Source organism: Streptomyces sp. NPDC058335, assembly GCF_042723915.1.
GTDB lineage: Bacteria > Actinomycetota > Actinomycetes > Streptomycetales > Streptomycetaceae > Streptomyces.
On record NZ_JBHXHX010000004.1, the window covers coordinates 335,165 to 358,250 of the forward strand.

The window sequence follows — 23,086 nt, forward strand, 5'->3', positions numbered from 1 at the left end:
GGAAGGACGCCACACTCCTCCGCTTCCCGTCGTGCCGAAAGGAGGCCTCGGCAGCCATGAGGACGATCGGAACGGGTGGCCCGAGCCCGCGCAGGTGGCTGGGGCAGGGTCTCTTCACGCGTGTCGCCGGGCCGGACGGCGCCCGCAACCGCGCCCTCATCCACGGCACGCCCGGCCCTCGCTGGTTCGGTCCGGAGCGCCCCGTCCGCCGGGTGCACGGCGACGCCTCGATGTTCGTCGGCGGGCTGTCCGCCCTGCTGCTCCAGTCGCTGCACCCGCTCGCCATGGCGGCCGTGGCCGCCCACTCGGGTTTCCGCGGCGACCCGTGGGGCCGGCTCCAGCGCACCAGCACCTTCCTCGCCACGACGACCTACGGCACCGCCGAGCACGCCCAGCGGGCCTGCGACCAGGTCCGGGCCGTCCATGAGCGCGTCCGTGGGGTCACCGCGAGCGGCGAGCCGTACCGTGCCTCTGACCCGCACCTGCTCGCGTGGGTGCACGTCGCCGAGGTCGACAGTTTCCTCCGGGCCCACCAGCGCTACGGACTGCGGCCCCTGTCCGACGCCGAGTGCGACGGATACGTCGAGGACACGGCACGGATCGCCGTCGCCCTCGGCATACCCGGTCCGCCGCGCACCCGCAGGGAACTCGCGGCGCGGCTGTCGGCGTACCGCCCGGAGCTGCGCGCCACGCCCGAGGCACTGGACACCGCCCGCTTCCTCCTCCTGAACCCGCCCGTCCCGCTCGTCGCCCGCCTGCCCTACGGCGTGCTGGCCGCCAACGCCGTGTCGCTGCTGCCGGAATGGGCCGCCGCCGAACTGCGCCTCCCGCGGCTCGCCGTGGTCGACAACCTGTGCGTACGGCCGCTCGGCACCGCGATGACGGCGGCGATCCGCTGGGCCCTGGTGCCGGCCCGGCGCGCGGCGATCACGCCGCCGGTCTGACGTGTCCGTGCCCGCGTCGGGCGGGTCGTCGGCGCGGCTCAGGTGCAGGATTCGCCGAACTTGACCGCTGTGAACGTCACCGGCTGACCCTTGAGGGTGGTCCCGGCGGACGGATTCTGGGTGCAGACCTTCCAGTTGCTCTCCATCAGCACCCAACGGCCCTCCGGGGAGGCGTCGTCCACCGTGATCGACGTGCCGCTGTCGAGGGCCGCGCGAGCCGCCTTCACGGACCTGCCTCGGAGGTCGGGCATCTTCCCGCCGGCCGCGGTCGGTGCCGCCTCGTCGGTGTTCGGGCACGTCTCGTCCAGTTTCACCGAGCCGAAGTCGAGCGTCTTGTCGGTGGATGCCGAGGTGCCCGCCTTCACGTTCTGGCTGCACACCTTCCAGTTTCGGTCGAAGGCCTGCATCCGGTCCCGGCCGAGCGAGTCGTGCGAGGTCAGCCCGTAGAAGCCGATTTCCTGGGCCTTGTCCTGCGCCGCCTGGAGCCCCATGCCGACGAAGTCGGGCACCGTGGCCTCGACGTCGGCGGCCGGCTTGCCGTCGGGAGAGGCGGAAGCCGTCGCGGTCGGGGTCGCCGGGGCGGGGGGAGCCGTGCTGGAAGCGGGCGCGCCGGACGGCGCCTTCGAAGCGGAGCCGGTGGCCGGATCGGCCGGATCGCAGGCGACCAGACAGCCGGCGGCAGCGGTGAACAGAACAGTCAGGACAAGGCGATTGCGCATGGAATCCCCCGAGTGGTGCCAGTACGGACCGGTTACGGTAGACCACTCGTGAAGGAATCGTGAAGTCGAGGGCTCCGGGCGGCGAGCGCCGTTTGCCGGAGCCGCCTCACGCCGCCCGTATGCGGTCCCGGGCCGGGGCCGGACGGGCCGGGGTGGAGGGTATGCGGACGGGGGTCTGGGAGGTGCGTACCGGGCGGACTCGGTAGGTGGTCTTCGTGGGGTCGGTGAGGGGGTCGCCGAGGGCGATGCGGCCGGCGGACAGGAGTTCGTCGCACTCGGCGGTGGGGAGGGCGACGTAGCAGCCGCCTCTGCCGGTGGTGGAGTCCAGCGGCCGCCAATAGCTGTACCTGCGGCGGCCGTTGGCGTGCACGGTGACGAAGACCGGGGTGCGGGCGTCCGAGACGGTGCGCAGGACGTCGGCCGTGGCCGGGGTGCGGGGCGCGTCGGCGGCCGGTGGCCTGATCGCGGTGAGCGGCATCAGCGGTGACCTCTTTCGGGGCAGGGACTCGAGACCGCCTACCCCGTCATGCCCGGAGTTGATCTCGCTTCCGCGCATTCTTCAGTACACCGCTGACATTCCGTCGTGGGCGGCGCCGCCGGGCGCGGCGCCGCTCACCGGGCGGGCCCGCTAGAGGGCGCGTTCCAGGCGTTCCGCGAGGAGCTGTGTGAAGCGGGCGGGCTCCTTCGGCCGGCCCCCTTCGGCGAGTACCGCGAGGCCGTGGAGGAGTTCCGCGTCCTCGGCGAGCGTGGCCCGGTCCACCCGGTCGCGCAGCGCGCGGTTGAGGCTCTTCACGAGCGTGTGGTCCGGGTTCAGTTCGAGGATGCGCTGGGCGCGTGGGACGTCCTGGCCCATCGCGCGGTAGAGGTTCTCCAGCGCCGGGGTCAGGTCGTCGGTGTCGGAGACCAGGCAGGCCGGGGAGACCGTGAGCCGGGAGGACAGGCGGACCTCCTTGATGTCGTCCCCGAGCTGCTCCTTCATCCAGGTGAGCAGTTCGGCGTACTCCTCGTTCTGCTTCTCCCGGTCCTCCGCGGGCTTGTCCTCGCCGTCGCCGTCGAGGGCGATCTCGCCCTTGGCGACGGACCGCAGCGGCTTGCCGTCGAACTCGGCGACCGTGTCGGTCCACACCTCGTCGACCGGGTCGGTCAGCAGCAGGACCTCGATGCCGCGGTCCCTGAAGGCCTCCATGTGCGGCGAGTTCTCGATGCCCTCGCGGGAGTCGCCGGTCATGTAGTAGACGGCGTCCTGCCCGTCCTTCATCCGCTCCACGTACTGCTGGAGAGTCGTCGGCTCGGAGGCGTCGTGCGTGGTGGGGAACGACGAGACGGCGAGGAGGGCGTCGCGGTTCTCGGAGTCGGTCACCAGCCCTTCCTTGAGGACCGGGCCGAACTCCCGCCAGAACGTGGCGTACCGGTCGGGGGCCGCGGTCATCATGCCCTTCACGGAGGACAGGACCTTCTTCGCCAGCCGCCGGTGCATCATCTGGATGTGGCGGTCCTGCTGGAGGATCTCGCGGGACACGTTGAGCGAGAGGTCCTGGGCGTCGACGACGCCCTTCACGAAGCGCAGGTACGGCGGGAGGAGCGCCTCGCAGTCGTCCATGATGAAGACACGCTTGACGTACAGCTGGACGCCGCGCTTGTAGCCCTGGGTGAAGAGGTCGTGCGGGGCGTGCGAGGGGATGAACAGCAGCGCCTGGTACTCGAAGGTGCCCTCCGCCTGGAGCCGGATCGTCTCCAGGGGGTCCTGCCAGTCGTGGCTGATGTGCTTGTAGAGCTCGTGGTACTCCTCGTCGTTCACCTCGTCGCGGGACCGCGCCCAGAGGGCCTTCATCGAGTTGAGCGTCTCGGGTTCGCGCGCGGCGGCGCCGTCGCCGTCGTCGCCGGCCGGGGCCTGGGGAGCCATCCGGATCGGCCAGGTGATGAAGTCCGAGTACCGCTTGACGATCTCCCTGAGCTTCCAGGGCGAGGTGTAGTCGTGGAGTTGGTTCTCGGGGTCGGCGGGCTTGAGGTGCAGGGTGATCGTGGTGCCCTGCGGTGCCTCGTCGGCCGTCTCCAGCGTGTAGGTGCCCTCGCCGCGCGACGACCAGCGCGTGCCCTGCGTCTCGCCGGCCCGCCGGGTCACCAGGGTGACCTCGTCCGCCACCATGAAGCTGGAGTAGAAGCCGACGCCGAACTGCCCGATGAGGCCTTCGGCGTCGGCCGCGTCGTCGGCCTGCCGCAGCTGTTCGAGGAACTTCGCCGTGCCGGAGTTGGCGATGGTGCCGATCAGCTCCGCCACCTCGTCGTACGACATGCCGATGCCGTTGTCCCGCACGGTCAGGGTGCGGGCCTCGCCGTCGGCCTCGATGTCGATGTGCAGGTCGGACACGTCGGCGTCCAACGTGTCGTCGCGCAGCGCCGCCAGGCGCAGCTTGTCCAACGCGTCCGAGGCGTTGGAGACGAGTTCACGCAGGAAGACATCCTTGTTCGAGTAGATCGAGTGGATCATCAGCTGCAACAGCTGACGGGCCTCTACGCGGAACTCAAACGTTTCGGTCGGCATGATGAGCGACTACCTCTCCGTCCCAGGTCATCGGGAACTGACTGACGGCAGTCACTGTAGAACAGTCGGTCACCGGCGTGCCCGGCCGCCTACCGCTTGGTGCGCAACCGGTCCAGCAGCCGCCGCGCCTGGGAACGCCGGCGCGGATCGGACGCGGCACGGCGCACCTGCTCCATGGTGCGGCGGCCCTGCGGGCTCCTGGTGAATGCCTTGATGCGCTGGATGACGGACGCCATCTCACTCTCCTCCGGTCGGCTCGCTCACTGCTCCTCGTCCACCTACCCGGCTGGGGGTCGATCAGACCGGTACGCGGCCATCCGCGCGAGTTCAGGCGTCCGTGGCTCGTCCGAGCGCCACCGGAGCTCCCGCCGCGGCCCGGCGCAGCCGTCGTGAGCTGTCGGAGGCTCCCAGCAGGTTCCTGTGGATCCCTACCCCCGCACATTCGCCTTGGTCCAGCCGGTCGCGCACTCCGCCGCTGCCCGGCGGCAGCTCCCCTCCGGCCGCCGCCCACCGCGTGAGGCCGAGTGCCGCGTGGTGACGGACGGCCTCGTACGGATGGTCCAGTCCCTCGACGAAGCGCCGTAGGTCCTCGCGGGCACGGCCGTCGGACGGATGTCGGCGTCCCGCAGGGACGGTGCGGCGGCCCGGACCTCCCCGCAGTCCGCCCGGTCGGCCATGCGGCGCACGGCGGGAAGGGCCTGTGCCGGGCCGGCGAGCGCGTTGCGGGTGCGCCAGACGTCGTCGCCTCCGGCGGAGGTGGGCGGTCGGCGCCCACGCCACCGGGTGCCGCTCCCACAGCCGCAGCCCGCCGTCGGCCGGCACGCCCAGGCCGTCGACAGCGCCGGCCCGCAGGTCCGCGTCGTGTCGTCGAGCAGCGGAAGCAGCAGCCGTACGGGCCGTCATGGCACCCCGGGAAGCGAGACTCGTCCGCCGCGCGGAGGTTGCACACGGGTGCCGTGCGAAGGACGCGGCACCGGTGGCGGGCGGGGGCCGGGACGGAGGGGCGACCGACCTGCACCACCGTCCGCGATTTCGCGGACGACGTGTCGTGCGGGCGATGCGCGAGCGCGTCGGACGACACGTCAGGGCGTTCGGTCCGAGGCCGGCCACACGTAGGGCAGGTCGTCGGGCACGTCCGGGAAGAGGCGGGCGTAGAACTCCGGGTCCTTGCGCACGAGCGCGGACCGGTGGCCGCGGTGGAACTCCGGATCGCCCAGCCACGGCGGCAGTTCACCGGCTTCGGCCAGCTCCCGCTGCGTTCGGACACCGGTGTCGCCATGGCTGCCGGCGAAGTCGGTCATGAGGGAGGCGGCGCAGGTGTCGGCGCGCCCGGCGGCGGTCCACACCCCGCAGACCTCCAGGCCGTAACGGACCAGCGCCTCCTCGTATCCGGCCCACATGCGGACCGCCGGATGATGCCGCCAGCCATAACCGGGGACGATCAGGCCACGCAGCACCTGGAGCGCCTCGACGCGCTGCTTTCCCAGCCGCCGCTGGTCCAGGGCCGCGGCGGACGCGGTGAAGTCGGCGTGGGGAAGGAAGGTCTGCATGGGCCGCCCTGGTGGGGGAAACGGGGACCGTCGGCCGCAGGCTGCGGGAGCCTGCGGCCGATGTCCGACCGGGGTGAGCCGTCCTGGGCCGGTCCGCCGGTCAGGCCGCGGCGAACCTGTCCCACGCGCGGTGTTCGCCCAGGAGGCGGGTGAGCTGTTCGAGGGCGGCCGTGCCCGAGGTGGTGACGACCACGCCGGGTGCGTCGGCGGGGACCCCGGACGCGCCGAGGACGGCTTCGCCGCCCGCCCAGGCGCCGAGGGCCTTGCCGTGCCGGAATGCCTCCGACACCAGGAGACTGATGCGCGGGTCCGTGGGTGCCCGGTCCGCGGGGGCGGGGAGACCCTTGGCGTCGCGGGCGCCGTAGGCGTCGCTGCCGACGGCGGGCGTTCCGGCCAGCAGCAGCGCGTCGAACTCGACGGACCGCGCGTTGGCGTAGGTGCGCTGCACCGTCAGGGAGCCGAGGGTGCCGCCGACCGGGCCGATCACCAGGGGGACCATGCCGCCTCGGAGGACGGCGTCGCGTACGGCGCCCACGCCGTCGAGGTCGCCGTCCGGGCCCGCGACGATGCCGATGACCCGGCCGTCCGTGGGCCAGCTGTGGCCGACCTGAGACAGCGCCGGACTGGGCTCGACGTCCGCGAGCGGCACGGTCGGCTCCGGAGCCGGCAGACCGAGGCCGGTGGCCACCTCTGCGCACAGCTGCGGGTCGATGTTGGCCAGGACCTGCAACGCCCGTTCCCTGACCGCCTGTTCGTAGCACTTGGAGAGTTCGAAGGTGTAGGCGCCGATGATGTGCTCGCGTTCGACCGGGCTCATGCTGAGCCAGAACCGGCGCGGCTGGCTGAAGTGGTCCGCGAACGACTCCGGTGCGTCCCGCACCTTGGTGGCCTCGGGAACCCGTACCGGCGTCTCGATGTAGGCGCCGGTGTCCGCGCCGGCGGTGAACGGGCAGCCCCCGTCGAGCGAGTTGGGCCGATAGGGGGCGACGCCGCGGTGCACGGCCGTCTGGTGCAGGCCGTCGCGCAGCATGTCGTTGACCGGGGCGTGCGGCCGGTTGATGGGCAGCTGGGGGAAGTTGGGGCCGCCGAGCCGGGTGATCTGGGTGTCGAGGTAGGAGAACAGGCGACCGGCGAGCAGCGGGTCGTCGGTGATGTCGACGCCCGGCACGAGGTGACCGACGTGGAAGGCGACCTGCTCGGTCTCGGCGAAGAAGTTCGACGGGTTGCGGTTGAGGGTCAGCAGCCCGACCGGCCGTACGGGGGCGAGTTCCTCGGGGACGATGTTGGTCGGATCCAGCAGGTCGATGCCCTGGAAGGTCTGCTCCGGGGTGTCCGGGAAGGTCTGGATGCCCAGTTCCCACTGGGGGTACGCGCCCGCCTCGATGGCGTCGGCGAGGTCCCGGCGGTGGAAGTCGGGGTCGACGCCGTTGATGATCTGTGCCTCCTCCCACACCAGGGAGTGCACACCCAGCTTGGGCTTCCAGTGGAACTTCACCAGCGTGGTGCCGCCGTCGGCGTCGACCAGGCGGAAGGTGTGGACGCCGAAGCCCTCCATCGTGCGGTAGGAGCGCGGGATGCCCCGGTCGGACATGTTCCACAGCGTGTGGTGGGTGGCCTCGGTGTGCAGGGTGACGAAGTCCCAGAACGTGTCGTGCGCGCTCTGGGCCTGCGGGATCTCGCGGTCCGGATGCGGTTTGCCCGCGTGGATGATGTCCGGGAACTTGATGGCGTCCTGGATGAAGAAGACGGGGATGTTGTTCCCGACCAGGTCGAAGACGCCCTCGCTGGTGTAGAACTTCGTCGCGAATCCGCGCGTGTCCCGCACGGTGTCGGAGGAGCCGCGCGATCCCAGCACCGTGGAGAACCGCACGAAGACGGGCGTCTCCTCGTCCTCGGCGAGGAAGGCGGCCTTCGTGACGGAGGCCGCGGTGCCGTAGCTCTGGAACACCCCGTGGGCCGCCGCGCCCCGGGCGTGCACCACGCGCTCCGGGATGCGCTCGTGGTCGAAGTGCATGACCTTCTCGCGCAGGTGGTGGTCCTGGAGGAGGACGGGGCCGCGGGGCCCCGCCTTGAGCGAGTGGTCGGTGTCGGGGAGGCGGGTTCCCTGCGCGTTCGTCAGATGGCTGCCGGACTGGGCGACGCGGGCCTGGTCGGCTCCCGTCGGCTGTCCCGTCGGGGACACGGTGTCGGGCCCGCTCTGGTCCGGCTTCGGCGGGAGGGGTTCCCTGGGCCGGGTCGGCTCGGCGACCGGAGGGGACTCGGGGCCCGGCTTCCCGGGGATGCCGTCCTCCGGTCCCGCTCCGTCGCCGCGCAGGGTGTCGGCGACCTTCTCCGCCGCCCGCTTGATGGGATTGCTCTCGCTCATCGCTTCCTTCGCTCATCGCTCGCGTTGGTGACCAGCTCGCTCACGACGAGTTCGGTCGTCATCGCGAGGTCGCTCATCGGTCATGAGGCGGCTGTGGGGCGGCTGCGTGACGGCCGGTGACCGCCGGAGGGGCGGCGCGTCCGCTCCCTCGTGCCGCGGGTCGGCGTCGGCCAGGGGAACCCGGCGCGAACACGGCGCGCAAATGCCTACGGACGGGGTGGTTCCGTGGACCAATCTGGCACGGGGCCGCGTCCTCCGCAGGGGCTCGTCCACCAGCCGGGTGACCGGGCGAGGCCCGTCAGCCCTCGTCCAGCTCTTCCTGGATCGGCGTCTTCGGAACGTCCCGCAGGTGCTGCGACAAGCCCTGCTTGCCGCCCTCGCGTGCCTGCTCGGCACGCTGTGTCGCGTTGTGTCCGAGGTCGGAGTCGGGGTCCGTGCGGACCGAACGCGCCACGTTCTGCGGGGACGTGGACTCCTCCTGCGGCACCGCACGCAGTGCCTTGACCACTTCCTCCGAGGCGCCGGTCCTGCGGGCGGCCTCGACCAGCCGTTCCTTCCCGGCCGGGAAGCGGACGTCCTTCAGGGAGTGCAGCACCTCCGGCACATCGGTGTGCGCCATGACGAGTCTCCTTCCGCTCTGCTCGGCGCCGGGCCCCTGCCGTCGGGCGCCGCGGTGGGTCCTACCGGGCGCACGACGCTAGGACCCCTTGGATCCCTCCGAGCCGTCATAGTCCTCGGAACGGACCCCGGCCTCTTCCATCGCCTCGCGCATGGTGCGGCCCGTCGCCGCACCCGGCTGGGAGGAAGCCTCGGTGTCGGCGCCCTCGCCGATCACTTCGTCGGTCGTGTCGGTCTTCTTCCGGTTCTCCTCCGGCACCGTCATCACGGCCATCCCTTCCGCGCAGGTCGAACAGATCGCGGGCCGAGTACCCGATGCCCGCGACGCACACACGCCGACGCCGGCAGGTTGCGCTCCACCCTGGGACAGAGGGCCCTTTCGTCCCGGCGGCCGACGCCTGCGCGGGAGTCCGGCGGAAGGCTGGTGCACATGATGTCCACACCGCTTGTCATCGCCCTCGGCGCCGTCGTCATCCTCGTCACCTCGACGCTGAGCGTCCGCCGCGAGCCGCCGTTCTGGATGGTCCTGCTGGTCTGCCTGGCCGCCCATCCGATCGGCGGCGCGCTGCTGCGGCTGCCCGTGCTGGCCGACGCCGGCCTCGGGACCGTGGGCGAGTGGACGGTCCGGCTGGCCGTGATCAGCGTGGGCACGGCGCTGCTCGGCCTCGCCCTCGACAGGCTCCGACGCCGGGAGCAGGGCCGGGCGCCGGAGCGGACCACGGGCTGATCACGGCGGCCGGACGCCGTCAGGCGGCCCCGGGGAGACAGGCGCTGAGGCCGATGACCCGGTTCCCGTCGAAGCCGTATCCGGCGAAGGTGGCCACGTCGCGCGGGGCCAGGGTGCGGCACGGGGCCCACTGGCCGTTGCTGTACGCGACGGTCACGCTCACGGGGGTGTCGCAGTCGTTGACGACGGTGGTGTGGCGACGGTCGGCGTAGTGGTGAACGCAGTCGGGCGCGAGGGCCCCGGGCGGGCCGTCGTCCGCGGCGTGGGAGGCCACGGGGCTCGTCAGCAGGGCGGTCAGGGTGGCGGCGGCGGTGACCGCGGCGTGCGCAAGGAGATGCGGCATGACTCTTCCCCAAGAGGTGAGGGTGTACGGATGGATGGCGGTGGGGCGCTCTGGCGCGCCATCCTCACGACTCCTCACCTCTTGCGCAAAGAGATGAAGGCATTTTCAGACGTCGTCCAACCGTGAAGCAAAGCGGCTGCTCACCGCGGGGGCGAGGTCTGCAAGTCCTGTCGGCCGACCCGGTGTTGAGACCGGGAAGGCGGTTCACTCGTGGCGGCCTCGCATGGCGAGGAAGTGCTGTGCGGGCAGGTTGCCGGCGGTGGACGGGGACGGGATGACGGAGGCGAGATCGCGCTGGATCCGCTCGGCCTCGCCCCGCACCTGGGTGGGGATGTCGCCCCGCTCGGCGACGAGACGATGGAAGATCGGCGTTTCCTGGAACACGTTCGGACGTCACTTTCGGCAGACGGCGGCCACGGCAGGGCCAGTTGGGCCGGCGGACAGGCAGGGTCGTCGAGGCGGGTCGACACCCTTGTCGACCCCTGTCCACCGAGTCGGACCGGCGCACCGGACGCCGACTCGCTCCCACGCCGGTCGGGCAGGGGCCTGGACATCGTAGACGGGTGCGAGGGGGGACGCTCCGCCGCCCTCCCCCGGTCGGCGGGCGTCTCCTTCGCCGGGCGGTGACCGCCCACCGGGCCGCAGGCCACCCAGGCGTCGGGGACAGGAAGGGCGGTGAGACAGGCGTGGGCGGCCTTGCCGAACGCGGTGACCAGGCGGCCGCCCTCGTCGGCGCGGGTCACCGGGACCGCATGCTCGGTCCGACGCCGGCGCGAGGGGGACGGCGGTGAGGTCGGAGCGCGCGTCGCCCGGGAAGGCGGAGTCCCACTTGGGGCTCCTCGCCCCGCTCGCACAGGTGGACGTCCGGATGTCCGGCTCGGAGCTGCTGGGCCGACGCCCCGGTCGCCCGCCGTCGCTCCGGGACCTCGACGAGGATCACCACTTCGTGCTCCGTGAGGGCGGGGACGCCTGAGGACCCGTCACCCGGAGGCAGTACGGCGGTCGTCACCCGGAAGGCCGTAGAACGGGCCAGGGACGGACGTGACAACAGGCGGGAGCGAAATCATACGCTTAGTGTCACTTGTCATGTTTTCACTTCAGAAACGCGTGATGCCGCGTCACGAGCGCGGACCGCTTCGGTCGGGCCGCACGGCCCTGCGGCTCGTCCTTCCCGTCGCCGCCCTCCTGACCGTGATGGCCCCCGCCGCCGGGGCGGCCCCGAGCGTCCCGGCGGAGGCCGACTGGGACGCCATCGCCCGCTGTGAGTCCGGCGGCAACTGGCGGGCCAACACCGGCAACGGACACTACGGCGGACTCCAGTTCTCGCAGCGCAGCTGGGTCGCCGCGGGCGGACTCAGACACGCGCCGCGGGCCGACCTGGCGAGCAGGAAGGAGCAGATCACCGTGGCCCGCCGGCTCGCGGCGATGCAGGGCATGAACGCCTGGGCGTGCGCGTAGGTCCTCCCGCCGTCCCCGGCTACGGGGGCGGCGGAATCTCCTGCTCGGCCCAGATGATCTTCCCGTCGGGCGTGTAGCGCGCCCCCCAGCGATGGGCGAGCTGGGCGACGAGGAACAGGCCCCGGCCCCCCTCGTCCGTGCTGCGGGCGTGTCGCAGCCGGGGGGCCGTACTGCTGGCGTCGGAGACCTCGCAGGTCAGCCGGGAGTCCCGGAGCAGCCGCAGCCGCACGGGTGGGGCGGCGTACCGGATCGCGTTGGTGACCAGCTCGCTCACGACGAGTTCGGTCGTCATCGCGAGGTCGCCCAGCCCCCACTCCTCGACCTGTCGGGTCGCGCGGGCCCGTACGTCGGCGACGGCGGCCGGGTCCACCGGCACCTCCCAGGAGACGACGTCGTCGGCGCCCAGGGCGTGGGTGCGCACCAGGAGCAGGGCGATGTCGTCGGGCTGGGGCACGGGCACGAGGTTGCGCACCGCCGACGAGCACAGGGTGGGGAGATCGGCCTCGGGATGGGCCAGCAGTTCGCCGAGGCGGGCCATGCCCCGTTCCATGTCGCGGTCGGCCCCCTCGATGAGGCCGTCGGTGTACAGGCCCAGGAGGCTGTTCTCGGCGAGTTCGATCTCGGTGGTCTCGAAGCCCATGCCGCCGAGCCCGAGCGGGGGCCCCGCCGGTACCTCCGGGAAGGTGACCTCCCCGTCGGGCGAGACGACGACGGGGGGCGGGTGCCCGGCCCGCGCGATCGAGCAGCGACGGGTGACGGGATCGTAGACGGCGTAGAGACAGGTCGCGCCGAGGAAGGTGGCCGCGGTCGTGCGGGCCGCCTCGTCGTCGCCGCCCTCCGCGCTCAGCCGGAGCACGAGGTCGTCCAGGTGCGCCAGGAGTTCGTCGGGGGGCATCTCCATGTCGGCGAGGGTCTGTACGGCGGTGCGCAGCCGGCCCATCGTCGCCGCGGCGGTGATGCCGTGCCCCACCACGTCCCCGACCACCAGGCCCACCCGGGCACCGGACAGGGGTATGACGTCGAACCAGTCGCCGCCCACGCCGTCCGTCGGGTCGGCCGGCAGGTAGCTGGAGGCGACCTCCAGCGCCGGACCGCCGGTGAGTACGTCGGGCAGCAGGCTGCGCTGCAAGGTGACCGCGGCAGTGTGTTCGCGGGTGTAGCGGCGCGCGTTGTCGACGCACAGGGCCGCCCGTGCGACGAGTTCGCGGGCCAGCAGCACGTCGTCGGGGTGGAAGGAGACGGGGTTGAGCGAGCGGACGAACGTGGTGAGTCCCAGGGCGGTGTTCCGGGCCCGCATCGGCACCGAGATCAGCGAGTGCAGGCCGAACTCCCGGATCCGCTGCGCCCGCGCGGGCTCCTCGGCCACCCACAGATCGTCGGAGGGATCGAGGACCGGGATGAGGATCGGTTCCCCTCCGATCAGCAGGCTCATGCCGTGCGGCGGCGGGAGGAAGCCCACGCGGTCGCCGATCCGCGCCACGGCCTCCGGGCAGCCCTCCCGCACCGACCTCAGCGCGGCGCGGCGCATCACCGGTCTGGCGGGCGCCGGGCCCGCGTCGGTCAGCCACGCTCCGTGTCCGTCGGTGCTGAGGACCGGCTCGAGGAGGTCGACGATGACGAAGTCCGCGAGGCGGGGGACGGCGAAGTCGGCGAGTTCCTGGGCCGTCCGCACCACGTCCAGGGTGGTGCCGACGCTGGCTCCGGCCTCGTTGACCATCGACAGCAGCCGGCGCGCGTTCCACCGTTCGGTGACGTCCAGGACCATGTAGCAGACCCCGGTGACGGCGTCGCCGACGTCGACCAGGGGGAAGAAGGAGGTCGAGTAGGCGTGCTGCCGGTGCGGGTCGGCCCAGCTCCATCCCACGTACTCGTAGTCGGTGACCGGGTTGCCCGTGTCCAGGACCTTGCGCATCAGGCCTTCGAGGGTCTCCGCCTGGATGCCGGGGAGCAGCTCGCTCAGCCGGCGTCCCAGGCGCTGTTCGCGGGGCACTCCGCCGAGGCGCTCCAACGTGTCGTTCAGCCACACATAGCGCAGGTCCAGGTCCATCACCGCCATGCCGATCGGTGAGCGGGTCAGGAACCCGTCGAGGACGGACTGGCCGACGGTCCACCGCTGGCGCTGTTCGCGTGCCGAGAGCAGGAAGCACTCGTCGTGGCCGATGCGGAAGGAGGCCGAGACCCGCAGATCGACGTCCATGGCCCGGCCGTCGCGGTGGCGTACGGAGATGCGTCCGTTCCACCCCATTCCGGCGCGGCAGCGCTCGGCGACGCCGGCCACCCGCGCGGGGTCCGCGGGCATCGCCACCAGACGCGCGGCGGGACCGCCGACGACCTCGCCGGCCGGGCGGCCGAGCAGTGCTTCCGCGCCCCGGGTCCAGCCCACGACGATGCCTCCGGCGGTGACGACGGCCGCCGCGTCGGTGGACGCGTCGAGAAGGTCGTCGGGTTCGCCGGGACGCGCTCCGCCGGGTTCGCCGGGTTCGCCGGGCGTCGGCCCGTCGGGGGTGCCTCGAGCAGATTCCATGGCTGCCATCCTCTTCACGACCATGGTCCTGCTAGTCCGTCCGATGCGCACGGCACCGGCCGCCTCCGGCCGCCGACGACGGCTCCGTTTCCGGGATCTGCCGCGCGGAGGGAGCATGGAGGTGCCGGTGCCCGCGGTCCGGGCGTGCGGCGGTACCGACCGTGGCCGCCCCGTTCCGCCGACCGGTGGAGGAGGTTCAGGGATGACGACCGAATCCTTCCGGTCCGACAGCGACCCGTACGGTCCCGGGCCGCCCCGCACCACCGGCCTGCTGGACATGCTGAGTGTGGCCGCGGTGGTGCTCGACGCCGAAGGACGCATCGTCTTCTGGACGCCGCAGGCCGAGGAACTCTTCGGCTACACCGCGGCGGAGGCCCTGGGCGCGTACGCGGCACGGCTGTTCATCGACCCCGAGCACCTGAAGGCCGTCGTACGCCTGTTCGCGGAGGTGCTGGAGACCGGCCGCGGCTGGGCGGGCGCGTTCCCCGTCCGGCACAAGGACGGCACCAGCCGCCTGGTGGAGTTCCGCAACATCCGGCTCCAGGACGATCTGGGGGACGTCTACGCCCTGGGCATCGTGGCCGACCACCAGCTCCTCCAGCGCGTCGAGACGGACCTCGCGCTGTGCGAGCGGCTCATCAGCCAGTCCCCGATCGGTCTCGCCCTCGTCGACACCGACCTGCGGTATCTCCTGGTCAACCCGGCACTGGAGCGTATCGACGGCATGCCCGCCGAGGATCACGTCGGCCGTCGTCTGCGGGAGGCCCTGCCCCTGCCCGACATCGACACCATCGAGTCCGCGCTGCGCCAGGTGATCGCCACCGGCACCCCGCTGCTCGACCAGTTCCATGTCGGCCGGCCCCCGGCCGACCCGGACCACGAGCACGCCTGGTCGCTGGCCTTCTACCGGCTGGAGGACCCGGGCGGCAGGGTCCTCGGCGCGGCCATCTCCCTCGTCGACGTCACCGAACGCCACCGTGCGGCCGCCGAGGCCGACCGGGCCCGCAGGCGCCTGGCCCTGATCGCCGACGCCTCCACGCGCGTCGGCACCACGCTGGAGGTGGAGCAGACCGCCCGGGAGCTCGCGGAGATCGCGGTCCCGCAGCTCGCCGACGTGGTCGCCGTCGACATCCTCGACTCGGCCCTCGCCTGCCGCCGCAGACGCCGTCCGGACAACGGTCCGGAACTCTTCCGCGCCCTCGCCCTCAAGGCCGCCCATCCGACCGTGGCGGAGCGCGCCGCCGACCCTCCCGGCGACCTCACGGCCTACGAGGGCGACCGTCTGGTCACCTTGTGCGTGCACAGCGGCCGGCCGGTCCTCGTACGCCATGTCGGCGAGCGCGATCTGGCGCGCATCGCCCGCAGCCCCGAGGCCTCCGCGCTCCTCGCCCGCGCCGGCGTGCACTCCTATCTCGCCGTGCCGCTGATCGCCCACGGCGAGGTGCTGGGCGCCCTCGATCTGAAGCGGACCCGCAATCCGCTCCCGTTCGACGACGACGACGTCATCCTCGCCGGTGAGCTGGCCGGACGTGCCGCCGTGGCCATCGACAACGCGCGCTGGTTCCAGAGCGTGCGCAACACCTCCCTCACGCTCCAGCGCAGCCTGCTGCCCGACCATCCGCCCCGGCACACCGGGCTGGAGCTGGCCTCCCGCTACCAGCCCGCCCAGGCGACCAGCGAGGTGGGCGGCGACTGGTACGACGTCATCCCGCTCACCGACGAGAAGACCGCCCTGGTCGTGGGCGACGTCATGGGCAACGGCATCGACGCCGCCGCCACCATGGGCCGGCTGCGCACCGCCACCTGCGCCTACGCGGACCTCGAACTCGACCCCGGCTCCGTGCTCCAGCACCTCGACAAGATCACCCGCGGCCTGGAGCACTACATCGTCACCTGCCTCTACGCCGTCTACGACCCCCGTACGCGCCGGTGCCGGATCGCCAACGCCGGCCACATGCCGCCCGCACTGGCCGGCCCCGGTCACGAGCCCAGGCTGCTCGACCTGCCCACCGGGGCCCCGCTCGGCGTCGGCGGCGTCGCCTTCGAGACCACCACGGCCGATCTGGTCCCCGGCGATCTGCTGGTCCTCTACACGGACGGCCTGGTGGAAACCCGCCACCACTCCATAGACGACCGCCTGAACGTGCTGCTCTCCTTCCTCGACGAGCCGCACCGGCCCCTGGAGGAGATCTGCGACCTCCTCCTGTACGGGCTGCGCCACCCCGAGGACCACGACGATGTCGCCCTTCTCGTCGCCCGGACCGTCTAGCTGAGGCATGGTCAGGCAGCCTCCTCGTGCCATGCGGAGGCATATGACAGGCGGGTAGGCCTCTGCAGTGCTCGACCACCCGTCACCTGAGGGACCGAGATATTGAAAAAGTTACTTTCAGAACTTATGGGATTTTTGCATCATTTCGCCCGATGCGGTCAACTCGACAGTGGAAGCCATCCGGTACCAGAACCAGAGGAGATGGTGGGCATGGCATCCACCGAGAACCGTATCGACGAGCTGACCGGCCTGCGTGCCGACGAACTCGAAGCAGTGCTCGACCCCGCCGAGCCGGACGGAGTCTTCCGCGACAGCAGGGAGTGCGGCGCCCTTGCGCTCAACGGCGGGTCGATCTCGCTGCTGCTGTCCCCGCCGACCCCGCGCCCCAAGAAGGCCTGACCCAGGAGCGACAGGAGCAGGCAATGGAGCAGTCAGGCACTTCGCCCCTTCTGCTGGGCACGGTGCAGGACCTCGCTGCCGGTGTGGTCTCCGCCCTTCGTGGCGGGGACCACGCTCCGTCGGCGAACCGCGCGGCCGTCGACGACGGCGCCGAGCAACTCCTGCTGGCGGCAGTGCGCGTGACGGGAGCCGACCTGCTCCTGCCGAACGTGCTGCTGCGCACCCGGCCCGACGAAGCGGAACTCACCGTGTTCCGCAAGGCCGTGGACGCCTTCCCGCCCCGCCCGGACACCGCCCCGGCCATCCGCTGGAGCCACTGGGCAATGACCCGCACGCTGCGCAGGTTCGAGCCGCCCGGCCCGCAGGGGCACGGGGGTGACGGACCACCGGAGCCTGAGGCGACCTGGCTCGACGACGCGTCCTGGCAGACCCTGACCCATCGGCTCGCGGTCCTGGCCGCCCTCGCGGTCCCCGACGTGGACTGCGCGGTGACCCGCGCCGCCCGTCGCCGGCCCGTGGACGTCGCCCGGGGTTTCGTCCGGGCGGTACGCCGCAGGGACTGGCAGCAGGCCGCCGGGGCGGGGCGCTGGCTGACGTTGCTGGACGGGGTGCCCTCAACCCTCGGGCTGGAAGCCGGGCTCGACTTCGTGGAGTTGATGGGCGACACCGATCCGCGCGTCACGCTCCAGGTGCAGGCGGCCCGGACGATCCGGACCGGAGTGTTCGTGTGACGCCGGACGACGGGAGCGTGGACATGAGAGAGATGTGCGCCCATGTCCGTACCGCCCGCCGCGTGCAGGAGGACGCCCTTGCCTGGGTGTCCGCGCACCGCGAGGACTTCGCGCTCGGCGCGGACGCCCTGGCACCGGACGGGGCCGTGAACGGCAGTTGGAAACCCCTGGGCGAACTGGCCCTGGTCTGCGTGAGCGTCTCCCGGAGCACTCCGCCCTCCGATCCCCTGCACGCGCCCGTGCGCGACCTCCTCGCTCACGCCTGGCGCCAGACCGGGCAGGGTGAACTCTTCGCGCGACTACAGCGGTTCGAGCCCTTCGCCACCTACCCCCTGGAGGTGTACGCCGCGTTCGCCTCGGCGGGGCTGCGACACGCGGACTACGAGGCGGCGGCCGCCACGGTGGCCCGCGCGCGCGGCTGGCGGCTCGCCGAACAGGACCCGACCCGGCGCCTCGGCGTGCTCGCCGCGGAGCGGCGCATCGGCGTCCACCGCCCCGAGGACGTCCCCGAGGCGCTGGACCGCACCTGGCTGGGCGGGCTCCCGGAACCCTGGACGTTCGAGCGGTTCTCCGGGTACGCGCTCACCCACGTGGTGTTCCACCTGACCGACTGGGGCCGGGACCCGGACGGCGTTCCGGCGGACCTGAGGACGTATCTGGCCGACTGGCTCCCGGCCTGGCTCGACACCTGCCTCGAAGCCGGGATGTGGGACCTCGGCTGCGAGTTGCTCGCGGTGGCGGCGAACCTGCCCCAGCCCCTCGACCCGGTCTCGGCGAGCGACGCCTGGAACCGGATCGCGGCGGCCCGGCACGCCACCGGCGCGCTCCCCGAGGAACGTCCGCCCGGCCCGGCGCCCGAGTCCGAGCCGGACTTCGCCCACTGCTACCACTCCACGCTGATGGCCGCCTTCGCCGCGGCCCTGACCGTCGCACAGCACCGAGCGGACGACCGCATGACCGGCCCGTACGACGACGACCTGGAAGGAGCCCTGCGATGACCGACACCCGACTGATCCACACCGTCGGCGTCCGCGCCCTGGAGTGGCTGTGGTCCCATCGCGAGGGCTTCCGTCTGGAGCCGGACGTGGATCCCGAGGTGGGCTTTCTGGAGCGGCTCAAGCCGGTCGGTGAACTCGCCCTGGTCTGCAGGGTGTTGTTCCGCGAGGGCGTGGCCGGGGCACGGCAGGCCGACCTGGCGCGCAGGCTGCTCGACCACGCCTGGCGGGAGACGCTCGACGGCGGTGCCATGCTGGTGCGGGCCCAGCGCATCGAACCGATCTCGCCCATCCCGTTCGAGGTGTACCTGCCGTTCAGGGAACTGGGCCACAGCCGGCCCGAGATCGAGCGCGCCGCCGTCCTGAACCACCGCATCGACAGCTGGTCGGCGTCCGAGAAGACGCCGACCCGGCGGCTGGGCCTGTCCGCGTTCCAGCGGCGCTTCGGGCTGTCCCCCCGCCCGCCGGAGGCCGACGCCCTCGCCGGGACCTGGCTGGCACGCACCCCGGAACCGTGGACGGTGGACGGGCACATCGCCTACGACATCACGCACGCCGTGTTCCATCTGACCGACTGGGGCGAGAACCCCGGAGGCCTGCCGCCCCGCATCGCCCACTACCTGGGCGACTGGCTGCCGGTGTGGCTCGACGACTGGCTGGACCTGCGGCGCTGGGACCTGCTGGGCGAACTGCTGGTCGTCGACGCCTGTCTGCCGCGGCCCACCCTCGAGGAGCGGGCCTGGGCGGGTTTCGCGGCGGCGCAGCAGGCCGACGGCGCGATGCCCGCACTGCGTTCGATGCCCGACGGCGATCCCGACGAGGTCTTCGACGTCGTCTACCATCCGACGCTGGTCGCCGCCTTCGCCTCGGCACTGGCCACCTCCCGCGCCCTGTCCGAGCTGGCGCACGCCACCGCGTCATGACCGCCGGCACCGCGCTCTGGCCGGGCGACCCCGAGGACGACGTCGTCCACGTGCCCCGAGATGCGTCTCCACGAGGCCGGTCGAACGACTTGGCCTGGTCGGAGCGGCTGGCCGAGGCGGTCGAGACCGCGGACGCGCCCGACGCCGTCTTCGCGGTCTCCCGGCACGGCCGCCGCACCCTGATCTGCGGCGGCTCCGCACCGGCGCCCGCCGTGCCCCGCCCCGAGCTGCGCTACGAACTGGGCTCCGCCTCCAAGACGTTCACGGCACTGGTGCTCGCCCGGCTGATCCGGCGGGGTCTGCTGACCGGTGGTGAACCGGCCGTCACCTGCCTGCGCCCGGATCGCGCGCCGGGCACGGCTCCCGTGACACTGGCGCATCTCATCACCCACACCTCGGGATTGCCCGCCCTGCCCGCCGACTTCTTCGTCCGGGCACTGCCGGCCTGGCGCACCAATCCCTACGCCCGATACCCGGGTCCACGCGTCGTCGACGCCTTCCTGCGGCACCGGCCACGGCACCGGCCCGGCACCCGTTGGCGCTACTCCAACTTCGGCGTGGCGGTACTGGGCCACGCGGTCGCCGCGGTCACCCGTACGGCATGGGAGGAACTGCTCGCCGAACACGTCCTCGATCCGCTGGCGCTGGGCTCGGCGGGTGCGTGGCCGCGCGCGGGCGGCGACGCCGTCGGGCACGGCAGGGACGGCCGCGCACCCCTCCCGCCCTTCGACGCGGGCGGCTTCCGGTCGGCCGGTGCCGTCCGGGCCACGCCGCACGACCTGCTCACCTTCCTGGAGGCCCATCTCGACCCGCTGCGGGCCCCGCTCACCGACGCGCTGCTGTCGGTGCGGTCTCCCGTCCTCCGACGCGGCCTCGGCCACCGGCACGTGCACACGGTGGGCTGGTTCCGGCACCCCACGGAGCGGGGGCCGATGTACTTCCACAGCGGGGCGACACTGGGCCAGCAGGCGTTCCTGGGGTTCCGGCCCGACACGGGCACGGCGCTGGTGGCGCTGTGCACCCGCCGGTTCCGTGCCCGCGACCCGTTCATGGCCACCGCCTACTCGCTCCTCGCGGAGGGATGAGACGGGCGGGCCCCGGCGGCGGGACGGGAGCAGTTCCGCCGCCGGGGCCCGGCGCACTCCAGCGGTCAGGAGCGCTGCCAGAGGGCCGGGGCCGCTTGTGGCGACCCCGTGCTCTGCGCCTGGTGGTTCTGCAGGCACAGGTAGTCGACACCGCCGAAGGAGACGGTCTCCCCCACTTCGTAGACCCGGCCGGGGGCCCAGGTGTCGGTGGAGGTGCCCGGCTGCGGGGCGGGCGTCACGGTGTCGCCCGCGGTCTTCAGGGTCAGCCCGAACTCGTCGAGGAGCGGGTTGATCGGCTGGAAGAACGTGGTGCCGCCGCTGGTGCAGTTCCCCGAGCCGCCCGAGGTCACGCCCTGGGCATGGGTTCCGGCCACGAACGGCCCTCCGGAGTCGCCGGGTTCGGCGCACACCGTCGTGCGGGACAAGCCGTCGACGGTGCCCTCGGCGTAGGTGACGCTCACGTCGTACTGCTCGACGGTGCCGCAGTGCCAGCCGGTCGTCGAACCGGAGCGGCACACCGACGCGCCCACGAGCGCCTGGACCGAGCCGGAGACCTGGACCGTCGTGCCGGCCTCCGCCCGGACGGCAGCCGTGGCCGTCCAGTCGCTGTTGACGCCCACCCAGGCCATGTCCTTGTCCGGGAAGACGGACGCCTGGAACACGCCCTGGTCGGTGTCGTCGAAGCCGGTCGTCGTGGCCCCCGCCTCGCCGCAGTGGCCGGCCGTGGCGAATCCCTGCTGCTCGGCCTTGGTGACGGAGAAGCCCACGGAGCACCGGGCGGTGCCGTCGATGTAGTAGGCGTCCCCGCCGACGACGTCCGCCATCAGGCGCGGGCGCTCGGCCGACACCCGAATGCCCAGCCCCTTGCCCTGAGCACCGGCCGCCTTGATGAAGGCGGTCGCGGCGGACCGGCTGGTCGCCTGGACGACGACCCGGTTCGCCCTGACGTCGACGTACCAGACGGGCGTCTGCGCGGTCGGGACCCGGCCGGCCGCCTCGTCGAGGTCGTCCTTGAGGGAGAGCAGGCCGCTCAGGGGTGTGGTGACGACGGCGGCCTGGGCGCCCTCGGCGCGGATCGCCGGCACGTCGGCGGCGTCGGTGGTGGCGACCGTGAGGCCGGCGGAGGTCCTGCCGGTCACCCACGCCCCGGCGAAGCGCGCGCCCAGCGCGTTGTGGAGGCGGCCGGCCCGGGGGCCCGCCTCCGCTTCGTTGGCCAGCCGGGCGGCGGCCTGCCCGGCCGTCAGGCGCAGGTCCCGCTGGAGGGCGCGCAGCACCTCCGGCGGGGCTTGCTCGGCGGCGAGCGTGCGGGCGGCGGCGGGTCCGGGCCGTGCGGCGTGCGGCGGCCCGGCGGCCGCGACCGCGGGAAAGGCCGTCAGGACGAGCGTGCTGACGGCGGTCAGGGCGGCGCGGCGTCTGCCGGTGGTGGGTCTGGCGACCATGCGAAGTGCCTCCTCGGGAAGGGGTCTGATGACGCGAGGCCTTGCCCGTGGCGTGCGAAGAGATGTCGGAGGCAGGAGGGTTTAGCGGCTTCGAGGGACGGCGGGGGCTGCCATGTGCAGTACACGGAGGGCAACGGCCGGAACCGCTCCGGTCCTCAGTTCGGTGGGGTGATGAAGGACTGGATGGCGGTGGCGGCGGCCCCACGTGCCCACTCCTCGAAGGGCAGCGGCCTGGTCTGTACGTCGCACTGCGCGGCCGAGCCGAACGCGGCGGCCGTGAACGCCTCGCGGATCTGCTCGGCGAACAGGTCGTAGGCGGCCAGGCCCTCGCCGGAGATGATCACGCGGGCGGGTCCGAGCAGGTTGGCGACGGTGGCGATGCCCCGGCCGATGGCGTCCCCGGCCCTCGCGTACGCCTCGCGCGCGTCGGTGTCCCCCTGCCGTGCCCTCTCCACGGCCTCGGCGGTGTCGGCGACCTCGGTTCCGCCGGTCTCGCGGATGCGGGCGAGGATCGCTCCGTCCGCGGCGACGGCCTCCACGCAGCCGCGGTTGCCGCAGTGGCAGGGCGGTCCGTTCGGGTCGACGGTCACATGGCCGATCTCGCCGGCCACACCGTGCGCTCCGGCGACCACCCGGCCGTGCACGACCAGGCCGCAGCCGATGCCCGCGCCGACCGTGACCACGGCGAAGTCCGACAGGCCCACGCCCGCGCCGAACCACTGCTCGGCGACGGTGAGGGCCCGCACATCGTTGTCGACGGTCACCGGCAGCCCCGTGACGGCGGCTGCGAGTCCCGCCAGCGGCACGTCACGCCACTCCAGGAACGGCGAGTACCGCACCACGCCCTCCGCGCGGTCGACGTCACCCGAGACGGCGACGCCCAGGCCGGCCACGCGGACGCCGTAGCCGTCCGCCTCGGTCAGCAGTTCCCGCACCAGGTCGGCGGTGGCGGCGAGGACCGCCGCAGGGTCGCGGTCCGCCGGCGGCACGCGCCGGGCGAGCAGGATCCGGCAGCACAGATCGGTGAGCACCCCGATGATCTCGTCGCCGGTCAGCTTCACGCCGATGAAGAGCGCGCGGCCGCCGTCGACCCGGACCAGGGTCGCGGGCCGCCCCAGCGCCGGGCGGACCTCCGTGTCCGGGCCCGCGTCGGCCTCCTCCACCAGATAGCCCGACTCGATCAGGGGGCGGACGGCCTTGGTGACGGCGGCCGGGGACAGGCCGGCCCGCCGGGCCACCTCCAGGCGGGTGAGGGGGCCGTGGGACAGGACGGTGGTGAAGATGTGCGCGGCGGCGGGCGTGGCGGCGGGGAAGGTCTCGGTGTCGGCGGGCGAGGGCATGGCCGGAACCTACGGGCTCTTATTTTCCACTGTCAATGAAAGAAACAGGGAAACCCTGAAGCCCCGCTGTGAATTGCGCTCGCCTTTCGAAGCATCGATACAGGTGGGGGCTTGA

Annotated in this window: 23 protein-coding genes; 10 read left to right on the forward strand and 13 right to left on the reverse strand. The window is 72.6% G+C overall.

Annotated elements, in window-relative coordinates; translation table 11 throughout:
- The first annotated feature begins 56 nt into the window (after positions 1-56).
- Complete coding sequence (locus ACFWJX_RS09590) at positions 57-944, forward strand: oxygenase MpaB family protein (protein ID WP_383239336.1); 888 nt, start codon at positions 57-59, stop codon at positions 942-944.
- A 38-nt stretch (positions 945-982) separates the two neighbouring features.
- Here ACFWJX_RS09590 and ACFWJX_RS09595 read toward each other — a convergent pair whose 3' ends face one another.
- From ACFWJX_RS09595 to ACFWJX_RS09630, 8 genes are all read right to left on the reverse strand, one after another.
- Positions 983-1,663: a PASTA domain-containing protein gene (locus tag ACFWJX_RS09595; protein WP_383239338.1), complete on the reverse strand. Its 681-nt coding sequence runs from the start codon at positions 1,661-1,663 to the stop codon at positions 983-985.
- A 106-nt stretch (positions 1,664-1,769) separates the two neighbouring features.
- Positions 1,770-2,141, reverse strand: coding sequence for a hypothetical protein (locus ACFWJX_RS09600; protein WP_383239340.1), 372 nt, complete (start codon positions 2,139-2,141; stop codon positions 1,770-1,772).
- A gap of 150 nt (positions 2,142-2,291) precedes the next feature.
- The gene (gene htpG / locus ACFWJX_RS09605; protein WP_383239343.1) at positions 2,292-4,205 is read right to left on the reverse strand and encodes a molecular chaperone HtpG; all 1,914 of its coding nucleotides are present in this window, start codon (positions 4,203-4,205) and stop codon (positions 2,292-2,294) included.
- 89 nt (positions 4,206-4,294) lie between these two features.
- Positions 4,295-4,441, reverse strand: coding sequence for a hypothetical protein (locus ACFWJX_RS09610; RefSeq protein ID WP_383239346.1), 147 nt, complete (start codon positions 4,439-4,441; stop codon positions 4,295-4,297).
- Between the two features lie 846 nt (positions 4,442-5,287).
- On the reverse strand, positions 5,288-5,755 hold the full coding sequence (locus tag ACFWJX_RS09615; protein WP_383239349.1) for an MSMEG_6728 family protein: 468 nt from the start codon (positions 5,753-5,755) through the stop codon (positions 5,288-5,290).
- Positions 5,756-5,855: 100 nt separating this feature from the next.
- On the reverse strand, positions 5,856-8,120 hold the full coding sequence (locus tag ACFWJX_RS09620; protein WP_383239351.1) for a catalase: 2,265 nt from the start codon (positions 8,118-8,120) through the stop codon (positions 5,856-5,858).
- A 298-nt stretch (positions 8,121-8,418) separates the two neighbouring features.
- A complete protein-coding gene (locus tag ACFWJX_RS09625; protein WP_383239354.1) occupies positions 8,419-8,739 on the reverse strand; it encodes a DUF2795 domain-containing protein in 321 nt (106 codons plus the stop codon).
- A 78-nt stretch (positions 8,740-8,817) separates the two neighbouring features.
- Positions 8,818-9,003, reverse strand: coding sequence for a hypothetical protein (locus ACFWJX_RS09630; protein ID WP_383239356.1), 186 nt, complete (start codon positions 9,001-9,003; stop codon positions 8,818-8,820).
- Positions 9,004-9,168: 165 nt separating this feature from the next.
- Between ACFWJX_RS09630 and ACFWJX_RS09635 the strand changes: the two genes are divergently transcribed.
- Complete coding sequence (locus ACFWJX_RS09635; protein ID WP_383239359.1) at positions 9,169-9,465, forward strand: hypothetical protein; 297 nt, start codon at positions 9,169-9,171, stop codon at positions 9,463-9,465.
- 19 nt (positions 9,466-9,484) lie between these two features.
- Here ACFWJX_RS09635 and ACFWJX_RS09640 read toward each other — a convergent pair whose 3' ends face one another.
- Both ACFWJX_RS09640 and ACFWJX_RS09645 read right to left on the reverse strand, forming a co-directional pair.
- The gene (locus ACFWJX_RS09640) at positions 9,485-9,808 is read right to left on the reverse strand and encodes an alpha-amylase (protein ID WP_383239362.1); all 324 of its coding nucleotides are present in this window, start codon (positions 9,806-9,808) and stop codon (positions 9,485-9,487) included.
- Positions 9,809-10,012: 204 nt separating this feature from the next.
- Positions 10,013-10,192 carry a hypothetical protein gene (locus ACFWJX_RS09645; RefSeq protein ID WP_383239363.1) on the reverse strand — a complete coding sequence of 60 codons (180 nt, stop codon included), beginning with the start codon at positions 10,190-10,192 and terminating at the stop codon, positions 10,013-10,015.
- A 403-nt stretch (positions 10,193-10,595) separates the two neighbouring features.
- Between ACFWJX_RS09645 and ACFWJX_RS09650 the strand changes: the two genes are divergently transcribed.
- Both ACFWJX_RS09650 and ACFWJX_RS09655 read left to right on the forward strand, forming a co-directional pair.
- Entirely contained in the window at positions 10,596-10,781 is a 186-nt protein-coding gene (locus tag ACFWJX_RS09650) for a hypothetical protein (protein ID WP_383239366.1), read from the forward strand.
- Between the two features lie 137 nt (positions 10,782-10,918).
- Complete coding sequence (locus ACFWJX_RS09655) at positions 10,919-11,266, forward strand: transglycosylase family protein (RefSeq protein WP_383239368.1); 348 nt, start codon at positions 10,919-10,921, stop codon at positions 11,264-11,266.
- A 19-nt stretch (positions 11,267-11,285) separates the two neighbouring features.
- Here ACFWJX_RS09655 and ACFWJX_RS09660 read toward each other — a convergent pair whose 3' ends face one another.
- A complete protein-coding gene (locus tag ACFWJX_RS09660; protein ID WP_383239370.1) occupies positions 11,286-13,790 on the reverse strand; it encodes a SpoIIE family protein phosphatase in 2,505 nt (834 codons plus the stop codon).
- 202 nt (positions 13,791-13,992) lie between these two features.
- Here ACFWJX_RS09660 and ACFWJX_RS09665 point away from each other — a divergent pair, with 202 nt between their 5' ends.
- The 6 genes from ACFWJX_RS09665 to ACFWJX_RS09690 all read left to right on the forward strand — a co-directional run bounded on the left by ACFWJX_RS09665 (position 13,993) and on the right by ACFWJX_RS09690 (position 20,192).
- Positions 13,993-16,059, forward strand: a complete 2,067-nt coding sequence (locus tag ACFWJX_RS09665) for a SpoIIE family protein phosphatase (protein WP_383239372.1) — start codon at positions 13,993-13,995, stop codon at positions 16,057-16,059.
- 210 nt (positions 16,060-16,269) lie between these two features.
- Positions 16,270-16,458, forward strand: a complete 189-nt coding sequence (locus ACFWJX_RS09670; protein WP_383239375.1) for a hypothetical protein — start codon at positions 16,270-16,272, stop codon at positions 16,456-16,458.
- Positions 16,459-16,481: 23 nt separating this feature from the next.
- Positions 16,482-17,189: a hypothetical protein gene (locus ACFWJX_RS09675; RefSeq protein ID WP_383239377.1), complete on the forward strand. Its 708-nt coding sequence runs from the start codon at positions 16,482-16,484 to the stop codon at positions 17,187-17,189.
- Positions 17,190-17,212: 23 nt separating this feature from the next.
- Positions 17,213-18,187 (forward strand): DUF6895 family protein, encoded by a 975-nt coding sequence (locus ACFWJX_RS09680; protein ID WP_383239380.1) that lies wholly within the window; start codon positions 17,213-17,215, stop codon positions 18,185-18,187.
- A complete protein-coding gene (locus tag ACFWJX_RS09685) occupies positions 18,184-19,107 on the forward strand; it encodes a DUF6895 family protein (RefSeq protein WP_383239383.1) in 924 nt (307 codons plus the stop codon). Before ACFWJX_RS09680 ends, ACFWJX_RS09685 begins: the two co-directional genes overlap by 4 nt.
- Positions 19,104-20,192, forward strand: coding sequence for a serine hydrolase domain-containing protein (locus tag ACFWJX_RS09690; protein ID WP_383239386.1), 1,089 nt, complete (start codon positions 19,104-19,106; stop codon positions 20,190-20,192). Before ACFWJX_RS09685 ends, ACFWJX_RS09690 begins: the two co-directional genes overlap by 4 nt.
- 65 nt (positions 20,193-20,257) lie before the next feature.
- On the opposite strand, the gene ACFWJX_RS09695 is transcribed toward ACFWJX_RS09690, so the two are convergent.
- Both ACFWJX_RS09695 and ACFWJX_RS09700 read right to left on the reverse strand, forming a co-directional pair.
- Positions 20,258-21,631 (reverse strand): trypsin-like serine protease, encoded by a 1,374-nt coding sequence (locus ACFWJX_RS09695; RefSeq protein WP_383239389.1) that lies wholly within the window; start codon positions 21,629-21,631, stop codon positions 20,258-20,260.
- 155 nt (positions 21,632-21,786) lie between these two features.
- Positions 21,787-22,971 (reverse strand): ROK family protein, encoded by a 1,185-nt coding sequence (locus ACFWJX_RS09700; RefSeq protein ID WP_383239392.1) that lies wholly within the window; start codon positions 22,969-22,971, stop codon positions 21,787-21,789.
- Between the last annotated feature and the right edge of the window lie 115 nt (positions 22,972-23,086).

Coding starts and splice junctions, on each gene's coding strand:
- ACFWJX_RS09690 (WP_383239386.1), top strand. CDS start 19,104: ATGACCGCCGGCACCGCGCTCTGGCCGGGCGACCCCGAGGACGACGTC.
- ACFWJX_RS09590 (WP_383239336.1), top strand. CDS start 57: ATGAGGACGATCGGAACGGGTGGCCCGAGCCCGCGCAGGTGGCTGGGG.
- ACFWJX_RS09640 (WP_383239362.1), bottom strand. CDS start 9,808: ATGCCGCATCTCCTTGCGCACGCCGCGGTCACCGCCGCCGCCACCCTG.
- ACFWJX_RS09680 (WP_383239380.1), top strand. CDS start 17,213: ATGAGAGAGATGTGCGCCCATGTCCGTACCGCCCGCCGCGTGCAGGAG.
- ACFWJX_RS09675 (WP_383239377.1), top strand. CDS start 16,482: ATGGAGCAGTCAGGCACTTCGCCCCTTCTGCTGGGCACGGTGCAGGAC.
- ACFWJX_RS09655 (WP_383239368.1), top strand. CDS start 10,919: ATGCCGCGTCACGAGCGCGGACCGCTTCGGTCGGGCCGCACGGCCCTG.
- ACFWJX_RS09635 (WP_383239359.1), top strand. CDS start 9,169: ATGATGTCCACACCGCTTGTCATCGCCCTCGGCGCCGTCGTCATCCTC.
- ACFWJX_RS09630 (WP_383239356.1), bottom strand. CDS start 9,003: ATGACGGTGCCGGAGGAGAACCGGAAGAAGACCGACACGACCGACGAA.
- ACFWJX_RS09615 (WP_383239349.1), bottom strand. CDS start 5,755: ATGCAGACCTTCCTTCCCCACGCCGACTTCACCGCGTCCGCCGCGGCC.
- ACFWJX_RS09695 (WP_383239389.1), bottom strand. CDS start 21,631: ATGGTCGCCAGACCCACCACCGGCAGACGCCGCGCCGCCCTGACCGCC.
- ACFWJX_RS09700 (WP_383239392.1), bottom strand. CDS start 22,971: ATGCCCTCGCCCGCCGACACCGAGACCTTCCCCGCCGCCACGCCCGCC.
- ACFWJX_RS09670 (WP_383239375.1), top strand. CDS start 16,270: ATGGCATCCACCGAGAACCGTATCGACGAGCTGACCGGCCTGCGTGCC.
- ACFWJX_RS09595 (WP_383239338.1), bottom strand. CDS start 1,663: ATGCGCAATCGCCTTGTCCTGACTGTTCTGTTCACCGCTGCCGCCGGC.
- ACFWJX_RS09610 (WP_383239346.1), bottom strand. CDS start 4,441: ATGGCGTCCGTCATCCAGCGCATCAAGGCATTCACCAGGAGCCCGCAG.
- ACFWJX_RS09625 (WP_383239354.1), bottom strand. CDS start 8,739: ATGGCGCACACCGATGTGCCGGAGGTGCTGCACTCCCTGAAGGACGTC.
- ACFWJX_RS09620 (WP_383239351.1), bottom strand. CDS start 8,120: ATGAGCGAGAGCAATCCCATCAAGCGGGCGGCGGAGAAGGTCGCCGAC.
- ACFWJX_RS09685 (WP_383239383.1), top strand. CDS start 18,184: ATGACCGACACCCGACTGATCCACACCGTCGGCGTCCGCGCCCTGGAG.
- ACFWJX_RS09660 (WP_383239370.1), bottom strand. CDS start 13,790: ATGGAATCTGCTCGAGGCACCCCCGACGGGCCGACGCCCGGCGAACCC.
- ACFWJX_RS09600 (WP_383239340.1), bottom strand. CDS start 2,141: ATGCCGCTCACCGCGATCAGGCCACCGGCCGCCGACGCGCCCCGCACC.
- htpG (WP_383239343.1), bottom strand. CDS start 4,205: ATGCCGACCGAAACGTTTGAGTTCCGCGTAGAGGCCCGTCAGCTGTTG.
- ACFWJX_RS09665 (WP_383239372.1), top strand. CDS start 13,993: ATGACGACCGAATCCTTCCGGTCCGACAGCGACCCGTACGGTCCCGGG.